Below are 21,474 nucleotides of genomic sequence, written 5' to 3' on the forward strand. Positions count from 1 at the left end.
GCCGTACGTTGCGATGCAGCGTTCCTATTGGTCCGAACAAATCGCTGGCTCGATCAGCTTGCGCCAATAAAGCGTATTTGCCCATCCCCACGGCGAAGGTGGTTGAAACAGGCGGTAGTCGCCGCGGATGAAGTTATTCGCCGAGAAAATGTTGTCCGTCGTATCGGACACGACGCATGACCACCCGTTTCGCCGCGCACGCCACTCGGCGGCTCGCATCAACCGCGATTGGAGACCGCGCCCGTGATGTTCCCGGATCACGCCCACTCGGCAAAGATAGCCGGTGTGCGCCCCAATCGTTGAAGGAATCAGACCGGCAAAAGCCACAGGGGCGCTCTGCTCACATGCAATCCACCAATGCCCGGCATCGAAGTCGGGGAGAGGCGCCCTGTCGAGAAAGGTTTGGCGATGAAGGTCCACGAGAGTGTCAGCGATATCGTCATCACAACTGTCCACTTCCCGGATCTGGTACATCGGAATTCCCTGCATCTTGCCACGCATTGCATCTTCACTTCCCGAGCATCACCTTGATGCCGAGCCACACCGCACCGACCAACCCCGTCGCAATGACGGTGATGACCGCCTTGAACGTGTAGCTCTGTGCCTGCTCGACGCTCTTGCGCCATCGCCGGAGGTGTTGGAAATCGGCTCGAAGCTCCTTGCGGTCCTCCTCCTCGATTCCGAACGAGGTCAAAATCGTCACGATCGCCCGCAGGACGACCGCGTCGATCTCTTCACGCTGCAGCCTGTGGTGCTCGGCCAATGTCTCGGCCACGATCGTCTTGATATCTTCCTGGACGACACTCATCGCTTGATGATCCTCGCAACGTTTTCGAAGCCGCGCTTGGCGAAATAGAACGAGATGACGAGGTTCGCAGTCATCGACGCGAAGCCCGCGAGAGGATCTGTGGTCCCAAGTCCGAGAACTTTGTCCCACACCAGGAGCTTTGCGAAATAGATCGCGACGCAGTATCCGATCAGCTTGTCCGGCTCGTACCAATGACCGAGTTCGGCCGCACGATATTGCAGGACGGCGCTGGTCTCGGAGACTTGCGCCGCGATCTCGGAGGCCGCAAGATCAGCTGCGATCTTGGCATCGGTGTTGCCCGCCTTGAGCTTCGCTTGATAGGCGTCGATAAGGCCCTTGATGACCGGGCCGCCGAAGAAGCTTAAGATCGTCATCCACATGTCAGCCGCCCTTTCTTAGCGATCGCGCCATGATGGTGATGATCGAGATCACGAGGAGAATGCGGCCGGTCGCCCTCGCATCGCCGATTGCGGAACTGATTTCGTCCTTGAGCATGGGGTCACCGAGCGTGTCGCCGATGGTGTCGATCAAGGACATCAGGGTGCCGATCAGAGCGAGTATGTAACCCCACGCGATGGTCAGCGAATGCAGGCAGGCTGCTTTGATTCGAGACCACATGGATCACGCCTTCCGGATAAGCGAGGCAATGGCATTCGCCGCGTTGGAAAGCTTGGTCACCAATATGCCGGCTTCGACTACGATAGCGTGCAGTCGGGTCTTGCAGGTCCACACCAGTGCGCCGCCGGCAGCGACACCAAGAGAAAATGCACAGCCAAGTTCGATCATGTCGTTTTCCTTCCAAAGACGGATTTGATAAGGGCAACAAAAAAGGCTCCGATGGAGCCTTTTGCCGGGTTCGTGATGGATGGTTGAAGCGATCTGGGCGGCGGGTCCGCAGCGGGGCGGGGCCGAGCAGGTGCAGGTGCAGACGACGAAAAGGCGATACTCCGATCAAGCGCCATCATGGCCATCAACAGGCCCGCACAACCTAGCTGCCGGTCCACCACGGCCGGATCGTAAACGCCGTCGCGAACGTATTTCCCGGATTGATATTGATTCGTGCCTGCCCACACGTACGGGGACGGCACGCCACGGCGGGCATAGCCGAGGCCGTTATACTGCTCGAGCAGGGTCAGAGCGCCACCGGCCGACCAGTCCTTCCAATGCGCCGCGTGCGGGGCGCAATTGACCAGGGCGTCCACCGCGGCGTCTTCCCAGGACTGAAAGGGCCCCCGGCCGGCCGGAACATGGACCGAGACCTTGTTCCAGGGATCGCCCTGAGCGAGAGAACCCGCCCAACTCTGCGAGCACTCCCGCTCGTGGATGACCGCGATGATAAACCACGGGACGCCGGTGGCATGCTCAATAGCCTGATAACGATCCTTGGCCGCAACCAGGCGATTTGCAATCGCGACGAAACTTCGAGTGGACTTAGCGTCTTCCCAACGCTGCGCATTTTCTGCTATCCGCACATTTAAATTCGCCATATTGGCTCCAGGGAAAAGGTCGCCAGAGGAGGCTTGTTCGCGAACAAGTTGTGTGAGAGATTGAGACAATCGTTCATGCGGAAAAGCCGTTTATGATCCTCTACTTAGAAGTAGTGACTGTGGCCGTAGCTGCCATCGCCTTATGTGGTGCCCCATATTAGTTTGCTAAGAAGACATCGTCTTCCGCGCGCGAAAATAGGTGGTGGTGGTCAATCAAATAATTCTAAGAATCTTATTGGCGATTATGGTGGGCGGAACGATAGCGTGAGCAGCACCACCGCCCATACTACCAACTGTGATATTGGCCGTTCCGCTCTGCGTGGATTCCGATGTAGCCCTCATGTTTCCACCACCGTTCCCATAGAGGAAAGGTCCGCCAGATATATTTAGTGTATTTGAGCTTTGCTGATGGCTGTGACCGCTGTCTGTCGCTGAATAAGTTATGGCTAGGCATTTCATTTATTGTCAGGGTGTGGCTTTCTGCCCCACCGGTTGCCCCGATATTTGATGCAGATGATCCAAAATAGCTTGTCGTCAGACGAGATGCGGCCGAACCGCCCATATCATCCCTACCAGCTACCACGCGTCCCCGCAGATCCGGCAGATTGAATGTGGTACTGCCGTCCCCTCCTCCATAGGTAGTCCCAATCAGCGCGAAAAGACTGGCATACGTTGTCCGACTGATCGACTGACCATAAGGAAACGCGAAGGAGCTGTTGGGCGCAGTCGGCCCCCAGAAGTCAAGGCCGGCGGCCAAAGGAATGTTGTACGGGTTGCCGTAAATGCCGCGTAGATAGAACACGCCGTCGCTATGGTTGTAGACGGCGACATAGGGTGTTCCCTGGAGGATAGTTCCGGCCACCAGCTCGGTGTTGGGCCCACTCCGCAGCGGCTTGGCGCCGAGCGAGTCGACGTTCAAGGTCACTATTGCGCCGTTGGTCACGTGTGGCGTGAACGCGATGGTCTGGCCGTTGAGATGCGCGAGCGTATCGAATTGCTGATAGCTCGCAACCGTATAGGCCGTGCTCGAGCCTGAGGTCACGATCGCGCCAGCGATGGCGTCGCGATATTTTGCCATCGCCGCCATCATTGCCCGGGCAGAATCGTTGATACTGGACGGAGCCTGTCCTTCCGACCAATTGATCGTGGGATCAGCGGTGGCGTCCGCGGAAGCCGTCTGCGACCATTTGTAGAGTGTCATATGTTTCCTCAAACGAAAGCGGCGATCCCACCTGAGATCGCCGCCGGCAGTATCGCCTTGATCGATTTTGCGTCAGGGCACTTTCAGCGCAGATGCAAGCAAGAACCACTCATCCCAATAGGGCCAAGCAGCCTCACTTCATTGCTCCTGCCCGAGCTCGAGATATTGCGCACACGCGCAGGACGGCGCGCGCGCCGTGAGCAGGTTGCGGATGACGCCTTTCGGCACGCCGGGGCTATCACGCGCGACCGTCTCGACGCGCGCGTCGATGACGGTCTCGATTTCGGCGCGAATGGCCTTTATTCGCTCCTCAAGCGAGGGGCTGTTGCGAGTTGGCTTCATGGGATCCGCTGCTTTCTTCCTCTGTGCACTTGCACTGTATCGCTGCCAATTCCCGCCTGGCTGCCGCCGCCTCATTCTGTGCGCGCCGCAAAGTCCGCTCGCGCGCCACCTCATGGCTCGCGACGAAAGCCTGAACGTCATATGGCAATGTCTTGAAGCGCTCCTTGCGATCGGCCGGCCAGGAGCGCGGCGGCACGATCCCGCTCACCGCATTGACTGCGAACGCAACTGGCTCGTTCAAGGTTGGATCGGCGAGCCCCTTGGAGGTGTGCAGCCTGGAGATGTCCTGCAGCGCTCCCCAAAGCTGGGCCATGCCGAGCCCCGCGCAGTCCCGCACGAAGCGGGCGACAGCCACGGGCGTGGCCGGACAAAACATCGCGCCCTCGCGTGCGCACCAGCGGGCGAACAAAGGCGCGCTTTGCTGACGCGCCCGCGCCAGCGCCTCCAGCACGGGATTGATCATCGGCCAGCGTTGCGAAGCGCCACGTGGGCACTCCCCATCTGACGCCGAAGCTCGAGCATGCGCGCGTGGCGCCGCAAATCGCCAGGGTTTGCCTCGATACCCTCGCGCAATTCCGCATCGAAGCTCTCAAGTGCCGCAACGCGCTTCTGCAGTCCGTAAAGCGTAAAATTGGCCGCGATCCGCTCAAGCGGCATCGGCTGTCCATAGAGATTGCCGGTGATTGAATCTGAGCGCTCGATGAAGTTGCGGCGTTCGTCAGGCATGAAAAATCTCCGAAAGGTGGTGAAATCAACGAGGAGAGAAGAAGATCGGCAGCGGTGTTTTGAAATCTGGTCGGAACTCTACGGTCGCGGCAGCAGGCTCTTGGAGCCAGGCGGCAACTCGTGCCCGTTCTTGCTACAGCGTTAAACTCATCCATCGGATTGCCGTATTCGGGTGGATTTAGATCTTCAAATACTCCCTAATCCACGCGCGGTCAGAGGATACTGCCACCAACCTCATTGGTTTGGGTGGCAGGATTCCGTGTAGCTCCAAAGAATGTTTGCTGAAAAACCTGGTCTAAGAGACCGAACGCGCCGAATTGCTTGCAGCCACCGAGGAATTGTTATTTAGACCGAATCTCGCCCGCCGCATGAAGGCTGATATCTATCAATTCAGCGCCCGCATATTTGTCGCGGCGCACTGCTCGCAGAAATCGTGATGCAGTGGACTGAGGCGTATCAAACCAGCAATATGCGATCGCGCGACCCCGACGCGTTGTCACGCGCCGCCCGCGGTGCACACCAGAAAAAACGGGAATGTCCGCAAGATCTGCGCTCGAGCGCATCGCCTGACCAGGAGCCTGTCAGGTCGGTTCATCTTACCGGAGCACACCGACACACGAACCTTCTCGTGAGCCTGGCTGCATGGCGAAAGGTCAAAACTAGAAGCAAGGGGACAACGTTTGTGCTCGCCAAACACGCAGTGAACCAGACGTTGTCAGCTATCGTGCGGCTCACATGGCAGGATTGGCCCGTGAGCGTGAAAAAGGTAGCTCCGCACGCAACGAAAAGGATGTTTGCGATTGCGATTGTGAGAGCAGCCTTCAGGACAGCTCGAGGCCGCCAATTCACAAACTCCAGTGGGAGCACTGCGGTTTCCGCCAAGAACAGACAGATCAAATGGAGCATCGAGAATCCCACTCCAACGCTTACGAAGGGGATGATCGGCGCAAGGTATTACGAGACAAGCAGCACGACAAAGATGACCAAGCCACCTTAATCAGCATATCTGTGATGGCAAACGCCAGCCATTCGCCCACGCTGAAATTCATGAGTTCACCGGCGAAACAAGCCCCCAACTTAGGACTGGTGATGACTATCGATGCCATAGAACAATGTCAACGGCCGGACGCTGCTGCCTATGACTTAAGCTTCCTTCTCCGCGCACATCACGACTGATTCGCTCTGCGCGCCTGATAAAGCGCGACGGCGTCCTTGAGATCTCCCGACGACGACAGGCGCGCATTCAGCGTCCGAATGTCGGCCCGCTCACGCTCTGCCGATGCGCCTGCAACACCAGGGCGCAGGACTGGGGGTATCGGCCGTGCCGCCGCCGTGTCCTTGGCCTTCATGATCAGCCGATACTTGGCCGCGTCGTACATCATCCGCTGGAACGTGGCATTGCGCATCAACGGTTCGGTGTGAAACAGCCGGTTGAGCTCGGCGGGCTCGATGCCGCTCTCTTTAGCGGCTGCCATGATCTCCGTGGCCACGGCCTTTTGCACCGCTTGCGGCTCGTCCTTCAGCATGGCTTCCAGCCGCGCGTCTTCTCCCTGAGCAAACCTCTCGAAATTCTTCCGCTCGAGCTCGGCCCGTTGCTGCTGCTCGCAGGCATGTTGAGCGCGCAACTGGTCGGATGCGGTGACGGCAGCCTGAACGCGCGCGAACCTAGCCGCGTCTTCGCGGGACATCTTCTCAAGCGCCGCCGGCATATGGTCAGGCGCCATGCCGGAGAATTCGGGAAACTGACCAAGAAAGCTCGCCTGGGCCAGCTGTAGCGCGGACGCAAGGCCCTCCCGATAGCTCTGCCGTGCGTTATCGGCTTCGGCCATCTTCTCCTCGATCGCCTGCAGCACGAGCGGATGCTGCAGGGCCTTTTCGAGTTCGGGTGCAAGGTCGGCGGACGAGTTGCCATCAAGCGACGGCCCGTCATGCGAGCCACCTTCATCGGCTCGCTCTGCCGCCGCCGCTCCATCGACATCCCGGCGGTCCGGATGCTTGAAGCCGTAGAAGTCCGCGGCCGCTGCATCGTTGGCTTGAACGCCGTGACGCAGCGTATCGATACGCCGCGCAGTATCTTCCGCCTGCTGTGCTTCGGTCGCGCGCCTGTCCGCCGCCCTGCCCCGCGCATGGTCGCGCGCCGCGCGCTCCAATGTCACCGCTTCATTCGCGGCCGCGGGCTTGCCATGCGCATCGACATATTCCCTCACTGTGACCGGACTGTCGCGTTCACTAAGCCGATCTGCGGCGTTCCGGAGCGAGGCGACGTCGCCGTCAATGCTCTGCCGGTTCGGCTTCTCTTCGGGGTCCCGCATCGGCGTATATCCTGCGCTTGCCAGCTCAAAGGCAGCGCCGGTCAACGCTGGGTCAATGTCATGGGTCATGGGCATCTCTAGCGAAATTATTTCGGCTGATGTTCGGTGGTGGGAGCTGGTCGACCAGGATCGAACCTGGCGATCGCCCCGCCTCTTCCGTGTATGGCTATCGTGAATTCAATTTGTCGATCGGAGCGTCATACCCCTGGGGAAACCAGATGCCTCGTTCCAGATGGTTTCCCAGATTGGGCCGGACATGCTTGTGCTCGAGCTGAGAGATGCTGACGTCCTCAATTACATTGATGAGCGGCGGCAGATCATCAGCTCCGAACACCCTCTCGTGAAGAAGCGAAATAGCATCATTTCGGCTGTAAGCGGTCACGCCGCAACCAAGATTGAGCGGCGTTGGCACCGGCAGCCGCTCGAACTGAAACCAAAACCGCCGAAGATTGCTCATGAGACTTTCCTTCTACTTCGGTTCAAAGCGAATGAACGGACCGATTTCGGGATTGCCGACCCCAGGAACGATGCCGTGCTCGGGGTCCAGTCCGGGCAATTCGCGCTCCAACCCCTTATAGTAAGGCAGACTTGTGTGGGGCTCCAAATAGTCGATGTCGCTCGTCGGCTTGCGCTGGCCGCGAGCCGCGGAGCCGATCACTTCGAGCGGGCGTCCGGCCTTGTTGACCACTGATTAGATCTGCCGAATCTCGCCTGGGGTCAGGTCTCCTAGGTTCTCGGACCGTGCACCGCGCGCCGCAGTGATCGCGCCTACGATACCTCTTATGGTTGCAGGTAACTCACTAGCCGCGGGGCCGGCCGCACCGAGCGTGGGACCGATTGCGTGCAAGAATCCCATCGGATCATTGACTGCATCATGCGCGTAACCGGCAATGTCCCGACCGGCTTGACGGATGGACTGCTGATAAAAATCGTCCAATGCCGTCCTGAGACCGCTTTTGACTCCACTCGCGGCCAAGTCGTTCGAGGCCAATTGACCCTGAGCATCCCGCGGGTCAGCTTTGGGCGTGAAAGCGGCTTCCTGCGAAGACACCGGGAGGGTTGGAGCGTCTGGCCACCGTTGGCGAAGCGGGGCCGGAGCTGGTACCGGTCCCGGTGAAGTTGGAAAGATGAAGTTCGACGGCAGCAAACCTTGCTGGCGCTGCACCGAAAGCAAGCCGCCCAAGAGGCCTCCACTTGCATCGAACTGGTCGGGATCGTCATAGCCATCAAGAAGTCCCATTCAGAAACTCCGTCGACTATTTGCCCCTGAGCAGGCTGCCGATCCCACCTGCAAGCGTAGCGAATTGATCGATGCCGGACTTCTCCTGTACCGTTGTGCCCGTGCTGTTGCTCTGCTGACCCAGCCCCGCGATCGGCGTTCCGATTTGAGCGAGCAGTTGCAGCGTCTGCAGCGGGATGCCGCGGCGCTGCGCTTCCTCGGCGAGCGTGGCATTGGCGCCGTAATTCTGGGCGTCGAGGGCGGACTGCGCTGCCGTCACGCCCTGTCCCTGATTGGCAAGATATTGCTGCTGCATGCCGGCCAGCGTATTGGCCGTTGTATTGCCTGCGTTGTACAGCGAATTGGCGGCCGCAACCTGGTTGGCGACGTCCTGATTATATTGCGCGGCGATCACCGGCGCCTCCGCCGCCGCGACACCGCGGCCATAGGCCATCTGGTTGGCGCCGCTGAAGTCGCGACCAGCTGCCGCAAACTGGCCATTAACGGAGTTGCCGACGTCGGTCTGGATCTGCGCGAGCTGCGCGGCCAGCGCCGGGTTGTTGCCGATCATGCTGCCATTGGCGTAAGGCGTCAGATAGCCCTGCAGCGACGACAGGTTCGCCTGGACGTTCGGCGCCTGCGCTGTGGCGCCACCGCCGCTGAGCAGAGACTGCGCGTAAGAGCCGATCTGCCCAGCATAGGGATTGCCCTGGGCCGCATTGCTCTTGAGCGTATCGAGCGCACTGCTTTCTGAACTGGTCAGACCAGTGTTGTTCAGGCCACTGTTGAGTTGAGAGAGGATGCCCTGAAGCAGCGGCTGCGCCGGCTGCCATGGTGCTGTCTGCGACTGCTGAGTGGTCGTACTGGTGGATTGTCCGCCCATTGGCGAAGCTCCTTACAAGGGGTTCCGCTGAACTGCGCACCGCGAGGCAGGCAAATTCAGCTAAATGGAAAAAAGATCGGTGGCTGAACCGGCAACAATTGCATCGGCTCACCGCTGGCTATTCCGCGTTGGCCTATCGCCTGGTCTGAATCGGGAATACCAAGCTGACCGGGAAGTGAGCCGCTTACAGTCTGACCGGCACCTAATTCAGGTCGGTGCGAGATGGGCGTGTGCGCATCCCTCTGCTCCTTCTGCCGAATTTGCTGGAGCAAATAGGCAAGCAGCCACTCATCGAGCTGGCCACCAGGACCCGGATCGCGCTTCGGCGCAGGAATTGGAGGGAAAGCTGGACCGTTGTTTCCGGGGCCGGGCTTTGGAAAGTTAGGTGGCAGTGGATATTGCGGCATGTCGGGCGAAAAGGGGCATCCCGGGATGGCCCGGTGAGAACGGCGACCCAGGCACCGGTGGCGGAATCGCGGGCCGCCGGCTGCGGCCAGACGGCTCGTTCTCTTTGGTAAGCGGGCGAAAATTCGGTTCAACCCAAGAAGGAAGATCCTTTAGATCAGGGACAATACCAACCGTCGCAAGGTTTGGGACATCAGTATTTCTCATCGTCGGATTTCCAACCATCAGCTCATCTCCAAAAAAGCGCGCACAATCGACGCGCCACGACAATCAAGTCGTAATATACAAGTCTTACGACCGCTCGGTCTCGAAGCTTTCGCATGCGGCGCTTTATGGATCGTAGATGATCCAGCCCGCCAGGCGGAGCCGCTCGGCCAGGGCGTCGACATCCTCTTGGCTTTCCGGATAGGCTTCGTAGATAATTTTTGTCTTCACCGAACTCGGCTGGTAGCGGGGATGCCACATCCACATCACGAAACCGATCTTGAATGCTCTTTCCAAATCGATCTTACGTAGCAATTTTCTGACTTTTGCGCTCTCGGGAGGCATGTCGAACGTGGAACTGACCCGTCGCGTCCTTAGGAATTTCCTTCTGAGCCGATCGACCGGGGCGAAGTCTTGACTGAACATATCTTCGCTCTTGCCACAGGCCCCGCCATCAAGGCGAAACGGCCCCTCATCACGCGCAGGAGCAACCCCCACACATTCACCTTTGTCGGCGAACGGGCGCCAAGCTACCAAGGCATCTCTCAATATCACCGTCTTGGAAGACGCAATAACCAAGTAGTCGGCGCAGCTGAACAAACAATAGCCATAGATTACCACCGTCGCATTGATATCCCGCAAATGATCAGCGACCTTCATCATGAGCGCATGGTCACCGCCAATGCTGTGAGCGACGAACAGGCCTCCTGATTTTAGTCTCTTGACGAGAGCCAAGTTCTGATCGGCGGGGAGAGAGCCGTCAAAACAAAGAATCCGTTGATCCAACGACAGCGCCAGCGGCCGCGCGACATCGCTGCGGCGGTATTCAGCCGCGGCCCGATAAGGGCCGAAGTCCAAGCTCTCAGCGTCATCGGCGCGAGCCGCCACTATAGAGACAGCCGCAACGAGAGCGATCAGACCAACTCCGAATAGTGATGTCAGATACCGATGAGCTGCATTACGAGCCGATTGGCACTGTCCCGCAGCATCGCGCCGCCAGTGGATACGCAGTCGTTCTTGACCATCTTCCGAATTGGCCATCGTCCATCTCGTAACGCACTGACAGAGTTCCCGTGAGCGATATAGACAAGACAGATCAGGTCAGAGCTATGGATCGTAGATGACGGGGTAAAAAAGGCGCAAGCGCTTCGATATGGCGTCGACCTCGCGCTGGCTTTTTGGATAGGCCTCATAGACGATATTGGTCTTGATCGAACTTGCATAGTAACGCGGATTCCAGGTCCACATCACGAGCTCGGTATACTTGAGCCGCGAAAAAAGGTTTGAAATCGACGTCCTCACAAAAGCACTTTCCGGCGGCTCTTCCAGAAGAGGGTCAATTCGTCGCTTCTCGAAAAAGCGCTGCTTCGCTTGGTAGATCTTTCCAGCTTCACCAATGCGAGAAAGAGGTTGTGGACACCTGCCGACGTCGTAGCGCTGCGGCCCTTTGTCCAGTGCCTGCACGAATTGAAGACAGTCACCTTGCTCCGCTCCCAGCACTTGCCAGGCGACTAGAGCATCCTTCAAGACAATGGCCCTGCTCGAGGCAGTCAGAAGATAGCTCGCGCATGCAGAGAAACAGTGATCGTAGATGACGACGGTCGCATTCCGCTCTGCGAGCAACTCGGCCAACGCCATGGTCTGGATGTCATCCCCGCCATAGGCGCTCGCAACAAACAAACCGCCTGGTTCGAGCTGCTTCACGAGCGACAGATCCTGGCTCGCCGAGACATAGTCATTGAAGCAGAGGATATGTTTGTCGGCCAATAGCGCCATCGGGCGAGATACATCGCCGCGGCATTGATCGGCAGCACGCCGATAGGCGCTCAAGTCGGTTTCCTGTGCATGTACGCTTCCGCCAAACACAGTCAACAGCAGCAGAAGTAACCAAAGCACCGGAAGCTTTCCCCCTCGCAAGGCCACTTGAGAACAGCGCCTTGCGAGCTTCTTAGGTCGCCTTATCCAGGTGGCCTGACACATCCGCTCCCATCCTGCTGATCGAACATAAACACCCGGCATGATATCCCTGTCGCACCCATCACCCGCCTTTCGTCGGATAGAACATATCATGAACTCATGTCAAGTGCGATGCGATTTTCCGGCCGGCGCTCAACCATTGTCTCTGGGCGGATGTGGGGGACGCGACCAAGAGATAGCCTGCCATCTGGCGCAAAACGTCGATCCGGCACACCGGCGTTCTCAACAAACCCAAGTCCAAGGAATTCTATTACTGAGTACGATGGACGGCAGGACGTTGCACTTATCAATCTGCCCGTCGTGATCTGAGATAGCGAACTCGAGAGTCTGGCTCGCGTACATCTAGTGTCGGCCTCGCCGGGGTCGTCACATTCGATGGACCGACCGGAGCCGCCGCGTCCGAGGACTGAGCAATAGGCCCGCCATATCTCTGAAGAAGTCGGATAGCATTCCTGCGGTGATCGGCCATCTGGTTGTTGACCTTGTCCGCGACAGTACCCGGAGCGCCACCGTTATTGGCGTCGCTACGACTATAGCGTCCGACCCGGCCGGCATTGATCGCAGAGTAGACGTCGAGCAGACCCATACCTGGCTTCACGCCTGCATCAATCAAGTACCGGCGCACAGCCTCCATCTGTTCGGGAACGGATGAGTTCTGAGTAACCCCGTATTGCTTCCGCTGAGGCTCTCCCCATTGAATCAAGCCCCGATGTTGCCCGTATTGCGTCGTCGGCCCTGCTTTCCAAGGATCGAAAGTTCCAGCGGTTTCGTAGGATATCGCGGTAGCAAGGTCTTGAGGATCGATACCAAGTTTTTGAGCTGTTTCGTTGATTGACTGTGCTAGAATTCGTTTTCCCACATCTCGTCGCGTATACGGCTCCAATGGAGCGGGCGCTGGCGTGTAGCTACTTTGCTCCTCCTGTTGCCCCCGCAACCTGCCGATCAAGTCCTGCGGCGGGCTGAGGGGCGTCTCAGGACTGTAGTTCGGGTTAGTGCTCGGATTGGCACTAGTATCCGGGACCGCTGAGCTTGGCTGCAACATGCCTTGAAACAGACCGAGCAGCCCGCCCGCACCTTGGGGCCCATAGGTCTGCGGGTCGAATTCGTAATCTCTCCAGCCCATTATTCTATCTCCTTATCCATAATCACATGTCGTTGCCGATAGCCTTGCAGCGCGCGCAGCCAGCCTTTGCGCCCGAAGATGCGCACGTGCTGGCAGCGCTCAGCTTTCGCATATGCTTCGATCCCGGCGATCAGCGGCAGCCAACGCGCCATGCCTTTGCCTTCGCAGGCGGTGATAACACAGACCTTACCGGCATCGGTCAGCTGCAGACTTGTCGCCGCGACCGCGTCGATCGCTACTGCGTTGCTGTCCCCGCCAAGCGCAAGCCAGAGCAGTGAATGCCCGCTCAGAACGTCGCGCTCGATGTCAGCAAAGGCGGATAGCCCTGTGCGTCCGGTCGCGCGCTGCAGGCGCGAAGCGACCAGTGGCCAAACGCGATGAACTTGGTGCGGACCAACACAGGCAAGCTCAGCCTTCGGCCGTTCAGGGAACCTGTGCACTGGACCAACGGTCAATCTGCTTGATGCTTGTTGACCTCTTCTCGGTCGATGTAGATAAACGAAAACGGCATTAGAATTTCCTCAAATGACTTCAAGAGATCGACATTCTTCCTATCGATCGTACCAACTAACATTCTGAGATGGCAGGAGGGATACTCCCGTTCTGCGCCAGAAATTGAAGGAAGTCCGCTATGGACAGCGCGAACACCTCGGATCACCGGAGGTTCTTGATAGGCCATCGCCGACCATTGATCGAATTCCTTTGAGTGCGATACTGCCTGCCGCACCGCGTCTTTAGGACCACTGGCATCAACTGGAACGTAGTAGTCCCATACATCATAGGTATCGCCATCAGCCGAGCCAGACTTCAATACGAGCGTGACGACGACGATGTAGTGACTCATTGAAACCTCCGCATGCGCACATATTAGCGCGTTACGGGGTCCTTAGGAATGTCCTTCCAAATCATATTCTTCCGGCTCTTCTGGATCTGGCTTGCCTTTGTTTCGATAGCAAAGTCGCAGTCTATCGTCCGCCCGCTTTTCGCAAGCTTGGAACCACCGATTCTCATCGATTCCCCAAAATTTCGAGCACCTAGCACGATCTTGTTCCCATCTATTGTAACAGTAATCTTGATCACCTGTTGCCCAACTGCCGAGCGAGAGCTGCGGCAGTACCTGCATCAGGGTCCAGAGATGTTTCAAATGCTCTGGGACTTTGGGGACGAGCTCTGACGGGATTGCCACCTGACGACCAGGCGGAAGCGGAATTCCGATACCAGGAAGCGGAATTGGAATCCCTCGTCCTGCAACAGGAATAATGTCGGGCTGCAAGCCGTAGGTCCCTGAAGGGTACGGCCGATTGTCATTATTAGAAACATTCGGCTCGGTCGGCGAACCTGCGAATGCGGCCGCGCCTCCGGATCGAGACTGAGCTGACTGATCACGACCCGAAGGCATTTGGAGTCCGCTCGCCAGCTGTCGGAAATTCGGATCGTGCTCCGGCTTGGTGGCTCCTTGATACGGCTCGTCGGCAGAACGCGCCGTCTGCGCCTCACGCGCCCAGTCGAGCAATTGTTGCGAATTGCCGTTGGTCGGTTCTTGAGGCAAAGCGACCCGATCGAGAACGCCACGTGCGTGGAGCCCTTGTTCAAGCATCACCTGCTGCAGAAGTGCGGCCAGGCCTCCGGCTCCGGGATAGTCAGGGTCCGACGCAGGGGGAAATAAGACGCGCGAAAATTTGTGTTCGGCATCGATCAATCTCTCTTTGAAAAGATTTGCTTTTGGGAATTCCAACGCGGCCATGCACGGCAGCGAAAGTCGAGTATGTTGTTGTCGATAAACGAGCCTGTGGGCGACGCTAGGCGCCAGCGCACGCCGCTACCCAGGCGGGAAGCTCAATGACTGAGTCGTTCATTAACGTTGCTTGGCCGGCAATGCACTACCGCGAGTGCGACGGATCACCCAAGCAGCGCATACAGAAACGTCCGCCCTGAGGTCGCGCTAATTGCGTGGGCGATCGTGAACGCACCGTTCGTCACCGCACTCACGTACATCGTGCCGTTACCAAGCTCAGTCGCCGCAGCCGCCGTCGCGGGCGTCAGGATCGGCGTCGAGCCTGCGGCGCAGTTTCTATCGTTGACGACGGTGCTTGAGGCGCCGGTTGCAAGCGTGACGCTTCCGACCGCGTTCGAGCGTCCGGCGGCGAGTTGCTGCAGGGCCAGCACGATCTTCTTCAGGTCTGTCTCGGTGATCCCCGGAACAAAGGCTGTCATAGCGGGCCACTCGTCGTCAGATCAGGGACAACGCCGGCGCAGAAGGTCCAGGACACGGCCGCCGGTATCCGCACCTTGAAGCGCGAATAGCGCGTATCCCGCCTGACGTCGCAGCGCCCGGTCCTGGCATTCACCAGCACTTCGGCAGCGGCGGCTGCGGCCATCGAAGGCGTATCTCGGAACGAGACGGACCCATAGAGCGTGGCCGCGTCCGTGACCGGACGGAAGCCGCGGATCGTGATCCGATTCTCGTCCGTCCCCTGCTCTGCGCTTTCGATCGTCGCTTCGAGGTTCGCCCCGCGAAAGAAGCCCAGCACATGAACCGGCGAAAACTGCGCGATCTCCGGCTGCACAGCGGTCGCGTAGGCATCCAGGCTCAGCGTCATGGCGTCGATCGAGGGGGAAATGCTGTCGAGATTTTCCAGGGTCAGGCCGGTCTGCGACATGCCCAGCAGATATTCACCACTCGCCTGCACCGGAAAAAACCGGTCCAGTAGAAAATCGTAGCCGAGGAGCTTGTCGTATGTGCCGATCGCACCGGAAACGGATTTGTAGGCCCAATACACCCGCGTCGAGCGCGGGTCGGCTGCGCCGATGAAGAGGTGCAGATTGCCCTTATCGATATCAGCTAGGAACGTGCGGTCGACCTTCTCGCGCCCGATCTGCTCCGGTACGCCGCCAGGCTCGATCTTGTGGAAGCCTTGCCCGGCATAGAAGAAGATGCGTTCGCCGGCGCGAATGATCGAATACGGCGCGTAAAGGCCCTTGTCCTGGGTGATGCGATCGATCTGGAAGATGATCGGCGAGCCCGGCACGTAGGACATGCGCCGGATAGCCTGGTCCTGGAAGATGATGCCGGCCTCGCCGCCAGCAACGCCGCGAACGATGCCGCCATCCGGGAAATCCTGATGATCGGAGCCTGCGGTCAGACCGTCCCACGAGGTCGCAGAGTTGAAATTGTTGAGGCCCGACCATTGGATGCGGTATGGCGTCGATAGCAGCCCGGACAGCACCAGGAAGCGGCCGACGACGCTGATGTAGGCCGCCTGTGGCGGTGAGCCCAACGCATTGTCGAATGCCGTCGATGCAGTCAAATCGAACACCTGCAGCAGCGCGTTCGCCTGCGTGGCAAAGACCAGATTGCCTGTCTGAGCGAACTGCCACTGCGCCGAGGACGACAATTGCGCATAAGCAGCGGCGCCCTTGGAAACGTCTGTCCAGGTGAAGTCAGTGTTGTTGAGCTTGTAGAGCCTGTCTGCCGTACCCGCGAAGGTCACGACGGTCCCGTCCGATTTCAACGCATAGAATGCGCCGCGGCAGGCGGCCGGCAAGGCCGCAGTGTAGGCCGTGAATGATGGGAACGGTCCATAGCCGTCGCCGCGCGGAATCACGTTCTGGACGTTCCGCGTGGCCTGCCCCTCATAATCGCTGACATCAGGGCGATATTCGCCGAAAGCAAGAAGCGGCATTGTTTTCTCGTATTGCTAGGAGCTGGATGAGCGGCGCGTCGAGGGGCCTGGCGGCCACGACGCCCCTAGTTTGGCAAGGGCCCGCGATGTTCAGGACTTGTGCTAGCTCTTGGTCCAGCTCCCGGCGGGGTCCGGCATCTTGCTCCAGGTCCCGTTGCTGTCGGCGTTCGCTGACCAGCCCTCGCCAGGTGCTGCGGCCGATGTCCAACCGCTTTCGGGAATGAAGCCTCCCGCCCACACAGCTCCGTCGGAGGGCAGCGGAAACCAAGCCTCATGGCCACGCTCAAACGCGACCTGTCGGCCTGTCACGGTCCAATTTGCCGAACTCGCGTTGATCGACACAGCCGACGTCGACACCAACGGTGAAAGGACATAGTTGGCGGACCCGACGGCGTACCCAACCGCAGCGGCGGCTGTCTTGTAATCAGCTATATAGCCGCCTGTGATGGCCAATAGCGGAATCGAAAAAGCGGCCGATGCCGCCGACACATTGGAGGGACGACCAGACGACAGAAACCCAATGGCAACTCCCACTGCATTCCCGCTGAGTCCGAACGAGATCGCAGTTGCGGATTGCGCGATTCTCATGCTGCTCGCGACCGCGCCGATGGCGTAGCTTCCCGGCAGCGCCGATAATACGGCCGCCCGTGATACAGGAAGCTGGCCGACAGCGAAGCGGCCAACTGCGTCCAAGCCGAGGAGCGACATCAATAGTACTCGTCGATAATGATGATGCCGGCGCCACCGGCCCCGCCGCCACCGCCAGGTACGCCGCTGCTGCCTGTGATACCACCGCCACCGCCACCAGCACCGGAGTTGGCAGCTGCAGCGCCACCATTGGCGTTGTATTGCCCAATGCCGGCGCCACCAAAGGGTCCAGAGCCTCCGTTTCCTCCAGCCAGGTTATTAGTCCCGGTAAATACACCAGAGCCGCCCTGACCACCGCCTCCCTGGATATTGATGTCCCCGCCGGACGCTCCACCGCCGATGCCGCCTTGTTGCGGCACGCCGTTGCCACCGCTTGCGGTCATGGACACTCCTGTCCCGCTGAAGGTCGAATTCGCACCGCTTCCACCGGCGCCGGAGACGCCGTTGCCCCCGCCGGCGCCACCACCGATCATTCGGACATTGATGGTCCTGCAGCCTGTCGGCGTCGCGTAGGTCCCGGATCCGCTGGTCAGCACGGTCCGAGTGCGCAGCGTTCGCGCGATGTCCTGAGAGACAGCAATGATCGCGACCAGCGCCGGAGGAACGGAAAAATTGACTTTGGAGGTCGTCCCGGCCGAGGTGTAGAGCACGGTGGTCCGCGCAAACGTGCCCGTCGACGAGGCATAGGTGCCGGCTGCGATCTCCCATTGCGTGAGATCGGCGCTCTGCGCGCGAAACACGTAGGTTTGTCCGTTGATGGCACCGGCTTGGCTTGGGCTTTGGTAGCCACCGACCGTCGAGCCATAGGTCCAGTCGGCCGTACCTCCCGCGGTCGGCACGAACCCGCAATTGTCGATGAATGCTGCCATGTTACGTAATCGTCAGGATGCCGTTGACCAGATCTGTATTCACCGTGAACGTGTTGCCGTTGGTCAAAGTGATCGGCGTTCCGTAATCCCACCAGCCGATCAGCGGCTGCGATGCTGAGGTCGCGTTGTACAATACGGCATATTCGAACGGGCCGATCGAGCCGCCAGCAGCGGTCCATGACGGCTGGGTGCCGGCGGTGAACTTGAATACGCCGGAGGTTTGTGCACCCGTGATCGTACCAATGGAAGCGCCGCCTGCGGCGTAGCCATTGGCAGCCGCCAGGTCGGCCGGCGTATTGTAGACGGTATTGGTCACGACCGGAGCGGTGCTGGTCAAATAGACCTTGAACACGTGCGGCGTGCCAGTCTTCATATTGTGCAGACCGTTGGCGACGTCCTGCACGAAGCAATTGAACTTGTTGAATGCTGCCATGGTGTATTCCCGTTAGAAAACCTGGCCGGAAACGTGCACCGCCATTGGACCGGCATTGAAGGTTGACGTCAGCCCGAGATTGTTCATCTCGGAGAGCGCATTGGTGAAACCGAGCCCCCATGTCTGAATGCGCGCGTCTTCCTTGATGTAAGGCGCGGACTCCAGCAGAGCCCCGTAAAGATAAAGATCCGGCGCCATGGCCAGGAGCCAGTTGGTGTTGTTTGCCGCAAGCGGAGGAATTGCCTGCCGGTACACCATCTCGACGGTGTAGGCGGCATCGGGCGTCGGCGCGAGTTCGAGCTCGTTGCCGAATATGGTAAAATAGCGCGGCTGTGCTATGGTGTCAGAAATCCCAAACCGATACTCATCCATCTGAATGCCGGACTTGAATGCGAGGCACGGCTTGCCGGCCACGCTGGCCAATCTGATGCGGCGCATCGACTGGAAATCCGACGGAAGCGCGATGAACTCCGGCTCGCCTGATGCCAGATCGACGACGGCAATCGAGCGCCGTTCCATTTGGCGTACGAACAGTTGGCGGTTGAACTTGGCTTCGGCGAGTTGAACAAAGCTCGGAACACGCGCGATCAACGTGGCATCCTGATCGCGCGCAAGATATTCGGTCACCGCCGATTGCAGTGATCCATAGTCGGAGATGAGGGTCACGGGCGATCCGCCTTCCAGCCTGCCTGCAATGCCGGCCTGTCTGTGCGCAGATAGGCCCAATCTGGATCGTTGAGCTTCTTCTGCACGATCTGGTCGAACTCAGGCGTGAACAGGCGCAAGGCCGTGTTGCCCCGCGCATGCTCTTCGTTTAACCATCTGACGTAGATGACGTTCGGAATGCGCGCGACATGCCGTCCCCAATCCCCGTGCTGCTCGTCGCGGCGCGCTTCCTTGTTCCATTCCAGGATCGGGGCGATATCCTGCAGATGCTCGATCGCAAGGCCCTTGCCGTCGCTATCGAGATGAGGGCGAATGAGGACCCCGCTCATCACGACAGCTCCGTCACCCACAGCGTGCCCGCAGTAGCGGTCACAAGTCCGTTGGTTGCCGCCTTGATCGCGGCGATGTTCTGGCCGGGACTCACGGTGACGAATTCGACCGTATTGGCAGGAAGAAAGGCGTCGGCTGCGGTCGCGGTCTGCGCGCCGTCACCGATCCGGTAGCAGCAAGCCGCATTGGCGCTGAGGCGCACTTGATAGGTCGCCGAACCGAATTTGTTGGTCGCACCGACACTGCCGTCGAATGCAATGACCTGCGTCGTACCGATACGTGAAGATGGCTGCTTCGGAAAAAATGACATCTCAGGCTCCTTTGACCGAGAGCGAGAAGTGCATCGGCACCGAAGCGCCCGACGCGCCGGATGGCGTCAGTGCGACCACATCGTCCTCGTTGAGATAGGTCGGCGATGCGGGCACAACGGAAAACAGCTGTCCCGCCGCCGAGCCGGATTGCGGGACGGCGAAGCTCGCGACATTGACCGAGTTGACTGAAGCAGTGACTGTTCCGTCGGCGGTGGTGATGGCGCCACCAAGAATGCCGGCCACCTTGAGCAGACGGCAGCGAAACGGTGCGCGAACATAGGCCGCGACAGGGGATGAGCCGCAGGACGGCGTATAGGCCGTCAGATCGGCCGTGTTCAAGGTTCGATTGCCAGGGAGCGGCATGGGTATGATCTCTCCAAAAGAGCGGGCGGCCATATCGGCCGCCCTGGACAGGGATTTGCGATCGCCGAAATCAAGAGGTGGTGTTGTCGAACACGCCACCGCTCGCCTTTTCGTTGCGAGCAACCAGCGCGTATTCGGCCAGGATCTGGCGCCGATCGGAGTCGCCGGTTTTGGCCAGCGGGATCGAGATCATGTTGCGGCCGTTGAGATAGGCGACCGACCACTTGTCCATCTCGAGCACGAGCACGTCGCGGGGACGCTGAAAGCGGGAAGCGACGACCTTGAGCTTGCCGAAGTCGGACTCATACGCATCGACCGAGGCAACAATCTTCTTCGACTTGGCCTCCTCGATCGCGGTCGAACGGCCCGTGAAGGTCGAAAACACCTGCTTATTGAACGCCCCGGTCAGGACCGTGCCAGGTTTGCCGCCATTGGTCCAAATCGAGGAGAGGACAGTCTTCAGCCGCGCTTCAGTGAAGGCGATCTGTGTGCCGTCGGTCCGGATGGACGTCCCGTCCGCAGCCGTCGGATCGGCCGCGCCCCCAGCCGTGCCCTTCGAGGTGTTGGAGAAGATCCAGGACAACACTGATGCCGTCTTTCGCGGCGTCGTCGTGTTGCCGACAATCTTGGATTGGTTGGTGCCGCACAGGATCATCTCGAGGTCGCGCTTGAGCTCGAGGCCCTTCAGCATTTCCTGATAGGCCAGTTCGTTGTCGCGGCCGGCATGATCGACCGCCTGCTGCGTGCCGGAGACGCGCGCGACCTTATAAGAAATCTGGCACTGATTGCCGAGACGAACGGTCGGCGTCGTCGCGTTGGTGTTGGGATCGTCACCTTCGAGCTGCGCGTTGGTGTTATCGGGCGCAGCCAGCGCCTGGGTCTGCCATTCGTGATTGATCGCAGTCGCCTTCTCCTTGTCGACGCCACTCATAAAGGGCGTATCGACCGGATCGATGCGATAAATCATGTCGCTGAGATCTTCGCGGTTGCCAACGGCCTGATAGGTCACGAAGGTTGAAGCCGGTGTAGTCATGGATGTTCCTTAAAATAGGTGATGGACGCCAAAAGATCCGCGTCGCGCAACGTCGAAGCGCAGCCGCGGCCTGGCGTGAGGCTGTCCCGTTATCGGGGACACTGAATGTCCTGAGCTCGTAAAATCTCGGCGGTCCGATGGCACGGAGAATTTCCGGTTCGGCCGTGTCGAGACGCCTTCGCCGGAGCGCCCGTCTCATGATCGGGGTCGGCGTTGATCGTGAGGCTGATAGGCGCTGGGTTCGCCCGAGAGCGACTCACAGCAAGCCAGCATCAAGCTGACGCCACATAACCTTACGAAAAAGCCCGCGCTCGACTTTCGAGGCGGGCTTTTGAATTCTTGCGATGATGGAAGTATGCAGGTGATTTGCCCGACGAGGCTGGGCAAGAACTGAGGATTGCCTGTACGATTCGGGATTATGACGAATCGTCCGTTCAAGAGCGGCGAGAAC

32 protein-coding genes are annotated in these 21,474 nt (G+C 59.2%); 1 reads left to right on the plus strand and 31 read right to left on the minus strand.

Going from position 1 to position 21,474, the window contains the following annotated elements:
* Positions 1-24: 24 nt before the first annotated feature.
* The 10 genes from ACQR1W_RS35260 to ACQR1W_RS35305 form a co-directional block, all read right to left on the minus strand.
* Complete coding sequence (locus ACQR1W_RS35260; RefSeq protein WP_434855073.1) at positions 25-501, minus strand: GNAT family N-acetyltransferase; 477 nt, start codon at positions 499-501, stop codon at positions 25-27.
* 7 nt (positions 502-508) lie between these two features.
* On the minus strand, positions 509-808 hold the full coding sequence (locus tag ACQR1W_RS35265; RefSeq protein ID WP_434855074.1) for a hypothetical protein: 300 nt from the start codon (positions 806-808) through the stop codon (positions 509-511).
* Positions 805-1,188: a hypothetical protein gene (locus ACQR1W_RS35270; RefSeq protein WP_434855075.1), complete on the minus strand. Its 384-nt coding sequence runs from the start codon at positions 1,186-1,188 to the stop codon at positions 805-807. The genes ACQR1W_RS35265 and ACQR1W_RS35270 overlap by 4 nt, the downstream gene beginning before the upstream one ends.
* 1 nt (position 1,189) lies before the next feature.
* Entirely contained in the window at positions 1,190-1,426 is a 237-nt protein-coding gene (locus tag ACQR1W_RS35275; protein WP_434855076.1) for a hypothetical protein, read from the minus strand.
* A 3-nt stretch (positions 1,427-1,429) separates the two neighbouring features.
* Positions 1,430-1,594: a hypothetical protein gene (locus ACQR1W_RS35280; protein WP_434855077.1), complete on the minus strand. Its 165-nt coding sequence runs from the start codon at positions 1,592-1,594 to the stop codon at positions 1,430-1,432.
* Positions 1,591-2,295, minus strand: a complete 705-nt coding sequence (locus ACQR1W_RS35285; protein ID WP_434855078.1) for a hypothetical protein — start codon at positions 2,293-2,295, stop codon at positions 1,591-1,593. Before ACQR1W_RS35285 ends, ACQR1W_RS35280 begins: the two co-directional genes overlap by 4 nt.
* 286 nt (positions 2,296-2,581) lie before the next feature.
* Positions 2,582-3,496 carry a phage tail protein gene (locus tag ACQR1W_RS35290; protein ID WP_434855079.1) on the minus strand — a complete coding sequence of 305 codons (915 nt, stop codon included), beginning with the start codon at positions 3,494-3,496 and terminating at the stop codon, positions 2,582-2,584.
* A 138-nt stretch (positions 3,497-3,634) separates the two neighbouring features.
* Positions 3,635-3,838, minus strand: coding sequence for a hypothetical protein (locus ACQR1W_RS35295; protein ID WP_434855080.1), 204 nt, complete (start codon positions 3,836-3,838; stop codon positions 3,635-3,637).
* The gene (locus ACQR1W_RS35300; protein WP_434855081.1) at positions 3,807-4,301 is read right to left on the minus strand and encodes a hypothetical protein; all 495 of its coding nucleotides are present in this window, start codon (positions 4,299-4,301) and stop codon (positions 3,807-3,809) included. Before ACQR1W_RS35300 ends, ACQR1W_RS35295 begins: the two co-directional genes overlap by 32 nt.
* On the minus strand, positions 4,298-4,564 hold the full coding sequence (locus ACQR1W_RS35305) for a hypothetical protein (RefSeq protein WP_434855082.1): 267 nt from the start codon (positions 4,562-4,564) through the stop codon (positions 4,298-4,300). Before ACQR1W_RS35305 ends, ACQR1W_RS35300 begins: the two co-directional genes overlap by 4 nt.
* Positions 4,565-5,299: 735 nt before the next feature.
* Between ACQR1W_RS35305 and ACQR1W_RS35310 the strand changes: the two genes are divergently transcribed.
* A complete protein-coding gene (locus ACQR1W_RS35310; protein WP_434855083.1) occupies positions 5,300-5,740 on the plus strand; it encodes a hypothetical protein in 441 nt (146 codons plus the stop codon).
* Here ACQR1W_RS35310 and ACQR1W_RS35315 read toward each other — a convergent pair.
* The 21 genes from ACQR1W_RS35315 to ACQR1W_RS35415 all read right to left on the minus strand — a co-directional run.
* Entirely contained in the window at positions 5,731-6,720 is a 990-nt protein-coding gene (locus ACQR1W_RS35315) for a hypothetical protein (protein ID WP_434855112.1), read from the minus strand. The two genes, ACQR1W_RS35310 and ACQR1W_RS35315, sit on opposite strands and share 10 nt — an antisense overlap.
* A gap of 322 nt (positions 6,721-7,042) precedes the next feature.
* Positions 7,043-7,333 (minus strand): hypothetical protein, encoded by a 291-nt coding sequence (locus ACQR1W_RS35320; RefSeq protein WP_434855084.1) that lies wholly within the window; start codon positions 7,331-7,333, stop codon positions 7,043-7,045.
* A 12-nt stretch (positions 7,334-7,345) separates the two neighbouring features.
* On the minus strand, positions 7,346-7,564 hold the full coding sequence (locus ACQR1W_RS35325) for a hypothetical protein (protein WP_434855085.1): 219 nt from the start codon (positions 7,562-7,564) through the stop codon (positions 7,346-7,348).
* Between the two features lie 3 nt (positions 7,565-7,567).
* A complete protein-coding gene (locus ACQR1W_RS35330; RefSeq protein WP_434855086.1) occupies positions 7,568-8,116 on the minus strand; it encodes a hypothetical protein in 549 nt (182 codons plus the stop codon).
* A 16-nt stretch (positions 8,117-8,132) separates the two neighbouring features.
* On the minus strand, positions 8,133-8,978 hold the full coding sequence (locus ACQR1W_RS35335) for a tail fiber domain-containing protein (protein WP_434855087.1): 846 nt from the start codon (positions 8,976-8,978) through the stop codon (positions 8,133-8,135).
* 735 nt (positions 8,979-9,713) lie between these two features.
* Positions 9,714-10,628 (minus strand): hypothetical protein, encoded by a 915-nt coding sequence (locus tag ACQR1W_RS35340; protein WP_434855088.1) that lies wholly within the window; start codon positions 10,626-10,628, stop codon positions 9,714-9,716.
* A 66-nt stretch (positions 10,629-10,694) separates the two neighbouring features.
* Positions 10,695-11,417 carry a hypothetical protein gene (locus ACQR1W_RS35345; protein ID WP_434855089.1) on the minus strand — a complete coding sequence of 241 codons (723 nt, stop codon included), beginning with the start codon at positions 11,415-11,417 and terminating at the stop codon, positions 10,695-10,697.
* A gap of 1,269 nt (positions 11,418-12,686) precedes the next feature.
* The gene (locus ACQR1W_RS35350; RefSeq protein WP_434855090.1) at positions 12,687-13,142 is read right to left on the minus strand and encodes a hypothetical protein; all 456 of its coding nucleotides are present in this window, start codon (positions 13,140-13,142) and stop codon (positions 12,687-12,689) included.
* A complete protein-coding gene (locus ACQR1W_RS35355; RefSeq protein WP_434855091.1) occupies positions 13,139-13,531 on the minus strand; it encodes a hypothetical protein in 393 nt (130 codons plus the stop codon). The genes ACQR1W_RS35350 and ACQR1W_RS35355 overlap by 4 nt, the downstream gene beginning before the upstream one ends.
* Positions 13,532-13,573: 42 nt before the next feature.
* Positions 13,574-14,431, minus strand: coding sequence for a hypothetical protein (locus tag ACQR1W_RS35360; RefSeq protein WP_434855092.1), 858 nt, complete (start codon positions 14,429-14,431; stop codon positions 13,574-13,576).
* 155 nt (positions 14,432-14,586) lie between these two features.
* On the minus strand, positions 14,587-14,901 hold the full coding sequence (locus ACQR1W_RS35365) for a hypothetical protein (RefSeq protein WP_434855093.1): 315 nt from the start codon (positions 14,899-14,901) through the stop codon (positions 14,587-14,589).
* Entirely contained in the window at positions 14,898-16,370 is a 1,473-nt protein-coding gene (locus ACQR1W_RS35370) for a hypothetical protein (RefSeq protein WP_434855094.1), read from the minus strand. Before ACQR1W_RS35370 ends, ACQR1W_RS35365 begins: the two co-directional genes overlap by 4 nt.
* Before the next feature lie 102 nt (positions 16,371-16,472).
* Complete coding sequence (locus ACQR1W_RS35375) at positions 16,473-17,078, minus strand: hypothetical protein (RefSeq protein WP_434855095.1); 606 nt, start codon at positions 17,076-17,078, stop codon at positions 16,473-16,475.
* Complete coding sequence (locus ACQR1W_RS35380) at positions 17,078-17,887, minus strand: hypothetical protein (RefSeq protein WP_434855096.1); 810 nt, start codon at positions 17,885-17,887, stop codon at positions 17,078-17,080. Before ACQR1W_RS35380 ends, ACQR1W_RS35375 begins: the two co-directional genes overlap by 1 nt.
* A 1-nt stretch (position 17,888) precedes the next feature.
* On the minus strand, positions 17,889-18,320 hold the full coding sequence (locus tag ACQR1W_RS35385; RefSeq protein ID WP_008966656.1) for a hypothetical protein: 432 nt from the start codon (positions 18,318-18,320) through the stop codon (positions 17,889-17,891).
* Between the two features lie 12 nt (positions 18,321-18,332).
* On the minus strand, positions 18,333-18,986 hold the full coding sequence (locus ACQR1W_RS35390) for a phage adaptor protein (RefSeq protein WP_434855097.1): 654 nt from the start codon (positions 18,984-18,986) through the stop codon (positions 18,333-18,335).
* Positions 18,983-19,315: a hypothetical protein gene (locus ACQR1W_RS35395; protein ID WP_434855098.1), complete on the minus strand. Its 333-nt coding sequence runs from the start codon at positions 19,313-19,315 to the stop codon at positions 18,983-18,985. Before ACQR1W_RS35395 ends, ACQR1W_RS35390 begins: the two co-directional genes overlap by 4 nt.
* Positions 19,315-19,626, minus strand: coding sequence for a hypothetical protein (locus ACQR1W_RS35400; protein ID WP_008966653.1), 312 nt, complete (start codon positions 19,624-19,626; stop codon positions 19,315-19,317). Before ACQR1W_RS35400 ends, ACQR1W_RS35395 begins: the two co-directional genes overlap by 1 nt.
* 1 nt (position 19,627) lies before the next feature.
* Positions 19,628-19,990: a hypothetical protein gene (locus ACQR1W_RS35405; protein ID WP_434855099.1), complete on the minus strand. Its 363-nt coding sequence runs from the start codon at positions 19,988-19,990 to the stop codon at positions 19,628-19,630.
* 70 nt (positions 19,991-20,060) lie between these two features.
* Entirely contained in the window at positions 20,061-21,023 is a 963-nt protein-coding gene (locus ACQR1W_RS35410; protein ID WP_434855100.1) for a DUF5309 domain-containing protein, read from the minus strand.
* Between the two features lie 256 nt (positions 21,024-21,279).
* On the minus strand, positions 21,280-21,474 hold a 195-nt coding region (locus ACQR1W_RS35415), incomplete at its 5' end, for a hypothetical protein (protein WP_434855101.1).

It is taken from the genome of Bradyrhizobium sp. HKCCYLS1011 (genome assembly GCF_051167795.1).
Classification (GTDB): domain Bacteria; phylum Pseudomonadota; class Alphaproteobacteria; order Rhizobiales; family Xanthobacteraceae; genus Bradyrhizobium.

What these genes read in the sequence shown, in the direction of transcription:
- ACQR1W_RS35335 (WP_434855087.1), bottom strand. Translation starts at nt 8,978, where the DNA reads ATGGGCGGACAATCCACCAGTACGACCACTCAGCAGTCGCAGACAGCA.
- ACQR1W_RS35355 (WP_434855091.1), bottom strand. Translation starts at nt 13,531, where the DNA reads ATGAGTCACTACATCGTCGTCGTCACGCTCGTATTGAAGTCTGGCTCG.
- ACQR1W_RS35395 (WP_434855098.1), bottom strand. Translation starts at nt 19,315, where the DNA reads ATGAGCGGGGTCCTCATTCGCCCTCATCTCGATAGCGACGGCAAGGGC.
- ACQR1W_RS35275 (WP_434855076.1), bottom strand. Translation starts at nt 1,426, where the DNA reads ATGTGGTCTCGAATCAAAGCAGCCTGCCTGCATTCGCTGACCATCGCG.
- ACQR1W_RS35405 (WP_434855099.1), bottom strand. Translation starts at nt 19,990, where the DNA reads ATGCCGCTCCCTGGCAATCGAACCTTGAACACGGCCGATCTGACGGCC.
- ACQR1W_RS35305 (WP_434855082.1), bottom strand. Translation starts at nt 4,564, where the DNA reads ATGCCTGACGAACGCCGCAACTTCATCGAGCGCTCAGATTCAATCACC.
- ACQR1W_RS35310 (WP_434855083.1), top strand. Translation starts at nt 5,300, where the DNA reads ATGGCAGGATTGGCCCGTGAGCGTGAAAAAGGTAGCTCCGCACGCAAC.
- ACQR1W_RS35410 (WP_434855100.1), bottom strand. Translation starts at nt 21,023, where the DNA reads ATGACTACACCGGCTTCAACCTTCGTGACCTATCAGGCCGTTGGCAAC.
- ACQR1W_RS35380 (WP_434855096.1), bottom strand. Translation starts at nt 17,887, where the DNA reads ATGGCAGCATTCATCGACAATTGCGGGTTCGTGCCGACCGCGGGAGGT.
- ACQR1W_RS35375 (WP_434855095.1), bottom strand. Translation starts at nt 17,078, where the DNA reads ATGTCGCTCCTCGGCTTGGACGCAGTTGGCCGCTTCGCTGTCGGCCAG.
- ACQR1W_RS35385 (WP_008966656.1), bottom strand. Translation starts at nt 18,320, where the DNA reads ATGGCAGCATTCAACAAGTTCAATTGCTTCGTGCAGGACGTCGCCAAC.
- ACQR1W_RS35270 (WP_434855075.1), bottom strand. Translation starts at nt 1,188, where the DNA reads ATGTGGATGACGATCTTAAGCTTCTTCGGCGGCCCGGTCATCAAGGGC.
- ACQR1W_RS35320 (WP_434855084.1), bottom strand. Translation starts at nt 7,333, where the DNA reads ATGAGCAATCTTCGGCGGTTTTGGTTTCAGTTCGAGCGGCTGCCGGTG.
- ACQR1W_RS35295 (WP_434855080.1), bottom strand. Translation starts at nt 3,838, where the DNA reads ATGAAGCCAACTCGCAACAGCCCCTCGCTTGAGGAGCGAATAAAGGCC.
- ACQR1W_RS35280 (WP_434855077.1), bottom strand. Translation starts at nt 1,594, where the DNA reads ATGATCGAACTTGGCTGTGCATTTTCTCTTGGTGTCGCTGCCGGCGGC.
- ACQR1W_RS35400 (WP_008966653.1), bottom strand. Translation starts at nt 19,626, where the DNA reads ATGTCATTTTTTCCGAAGCAGCCATCTTCACGTATCGGTACGACGCAG.
- ACQR1W_RS35370 (WP_434855094.1), bottom strand. Translation starts at nt 16,370, where the DNA reads ATGCCGCTTCTTGCTTTCGGCGAATATCGCCCTGATGTCAGCGATTAT.
- ACQR1W_RS35340 (WP_434855088.1), bottom strand. Translation starts at nt 10,628, where the DNA reads ATGGCCAATTCGGAAGATGGTCAAGAACGACTGCGTATCCACTGGCGG.
- ACQR1W_RS35265 (WP_434855074.1), bottom strand. Translation starts at nt 808, where the DNA reads ATGAGTGTCGTCCAGGAAGATATCAAGACGATCGTGGCCGAGACATTG.
- ACQR1W_RS35285 (WP_434855078.1), bottom strand. Translation starts at nt 2,295, where the DNA reads ATGGCGAATTTAAATGTGCGGATAGCAGAAAATGCGCAGCGTTGGGAA.
- ACQR1W_RS35260 (WP_434855073.1), bottom strand. Translation starts at nt 501, where the DNA reads ATGCGTGGCAAGATGCAGGGAATTCCGATGTACCAGATCCGGGAAGTG.
- ACQR1W_RS35365 (WP_434855093.1), bottom strand. Translation starts at nt 14,901, where the DNA reads ATGACAGCCTTTGTTCCGGGGATCACCGAGACAGACCTGAAGAAGATC.
- ACQR1W_RS35360 (WP_434855092.1), bottom strand. Translation starts at nt 14,431, where the DNA reads ATGGCCGCGTTGGAATTCCCAAAAGCAAATCTTTTCAAAGAGAGATTG.
- ACQR1W_RS35330 (WP_434855086.1), bottom strand. Translation starts at nt 8,116, where the DNA reads ATGGGACTTCTTGATGGCTATGACGATCCCGACCAGTTCGATGCAAGT.
- ACQR1W_RS35290 (WP_434855079.1), bottom strand. Translation starts at nt 3,496, where the DNA reads ATGACACTCTACAAATGGTCGCAGACGGCTTCCGCGGACGCCACCGCT.
- ACQR1W_RS35300 (WP_434855081.1), bottom strand. Translation starts at nt 4,301, where the DNA reads ATGATCAATCCCGTGCTGGAGGCGCTGGCGCGGGCGCGTCAGCAAAGC.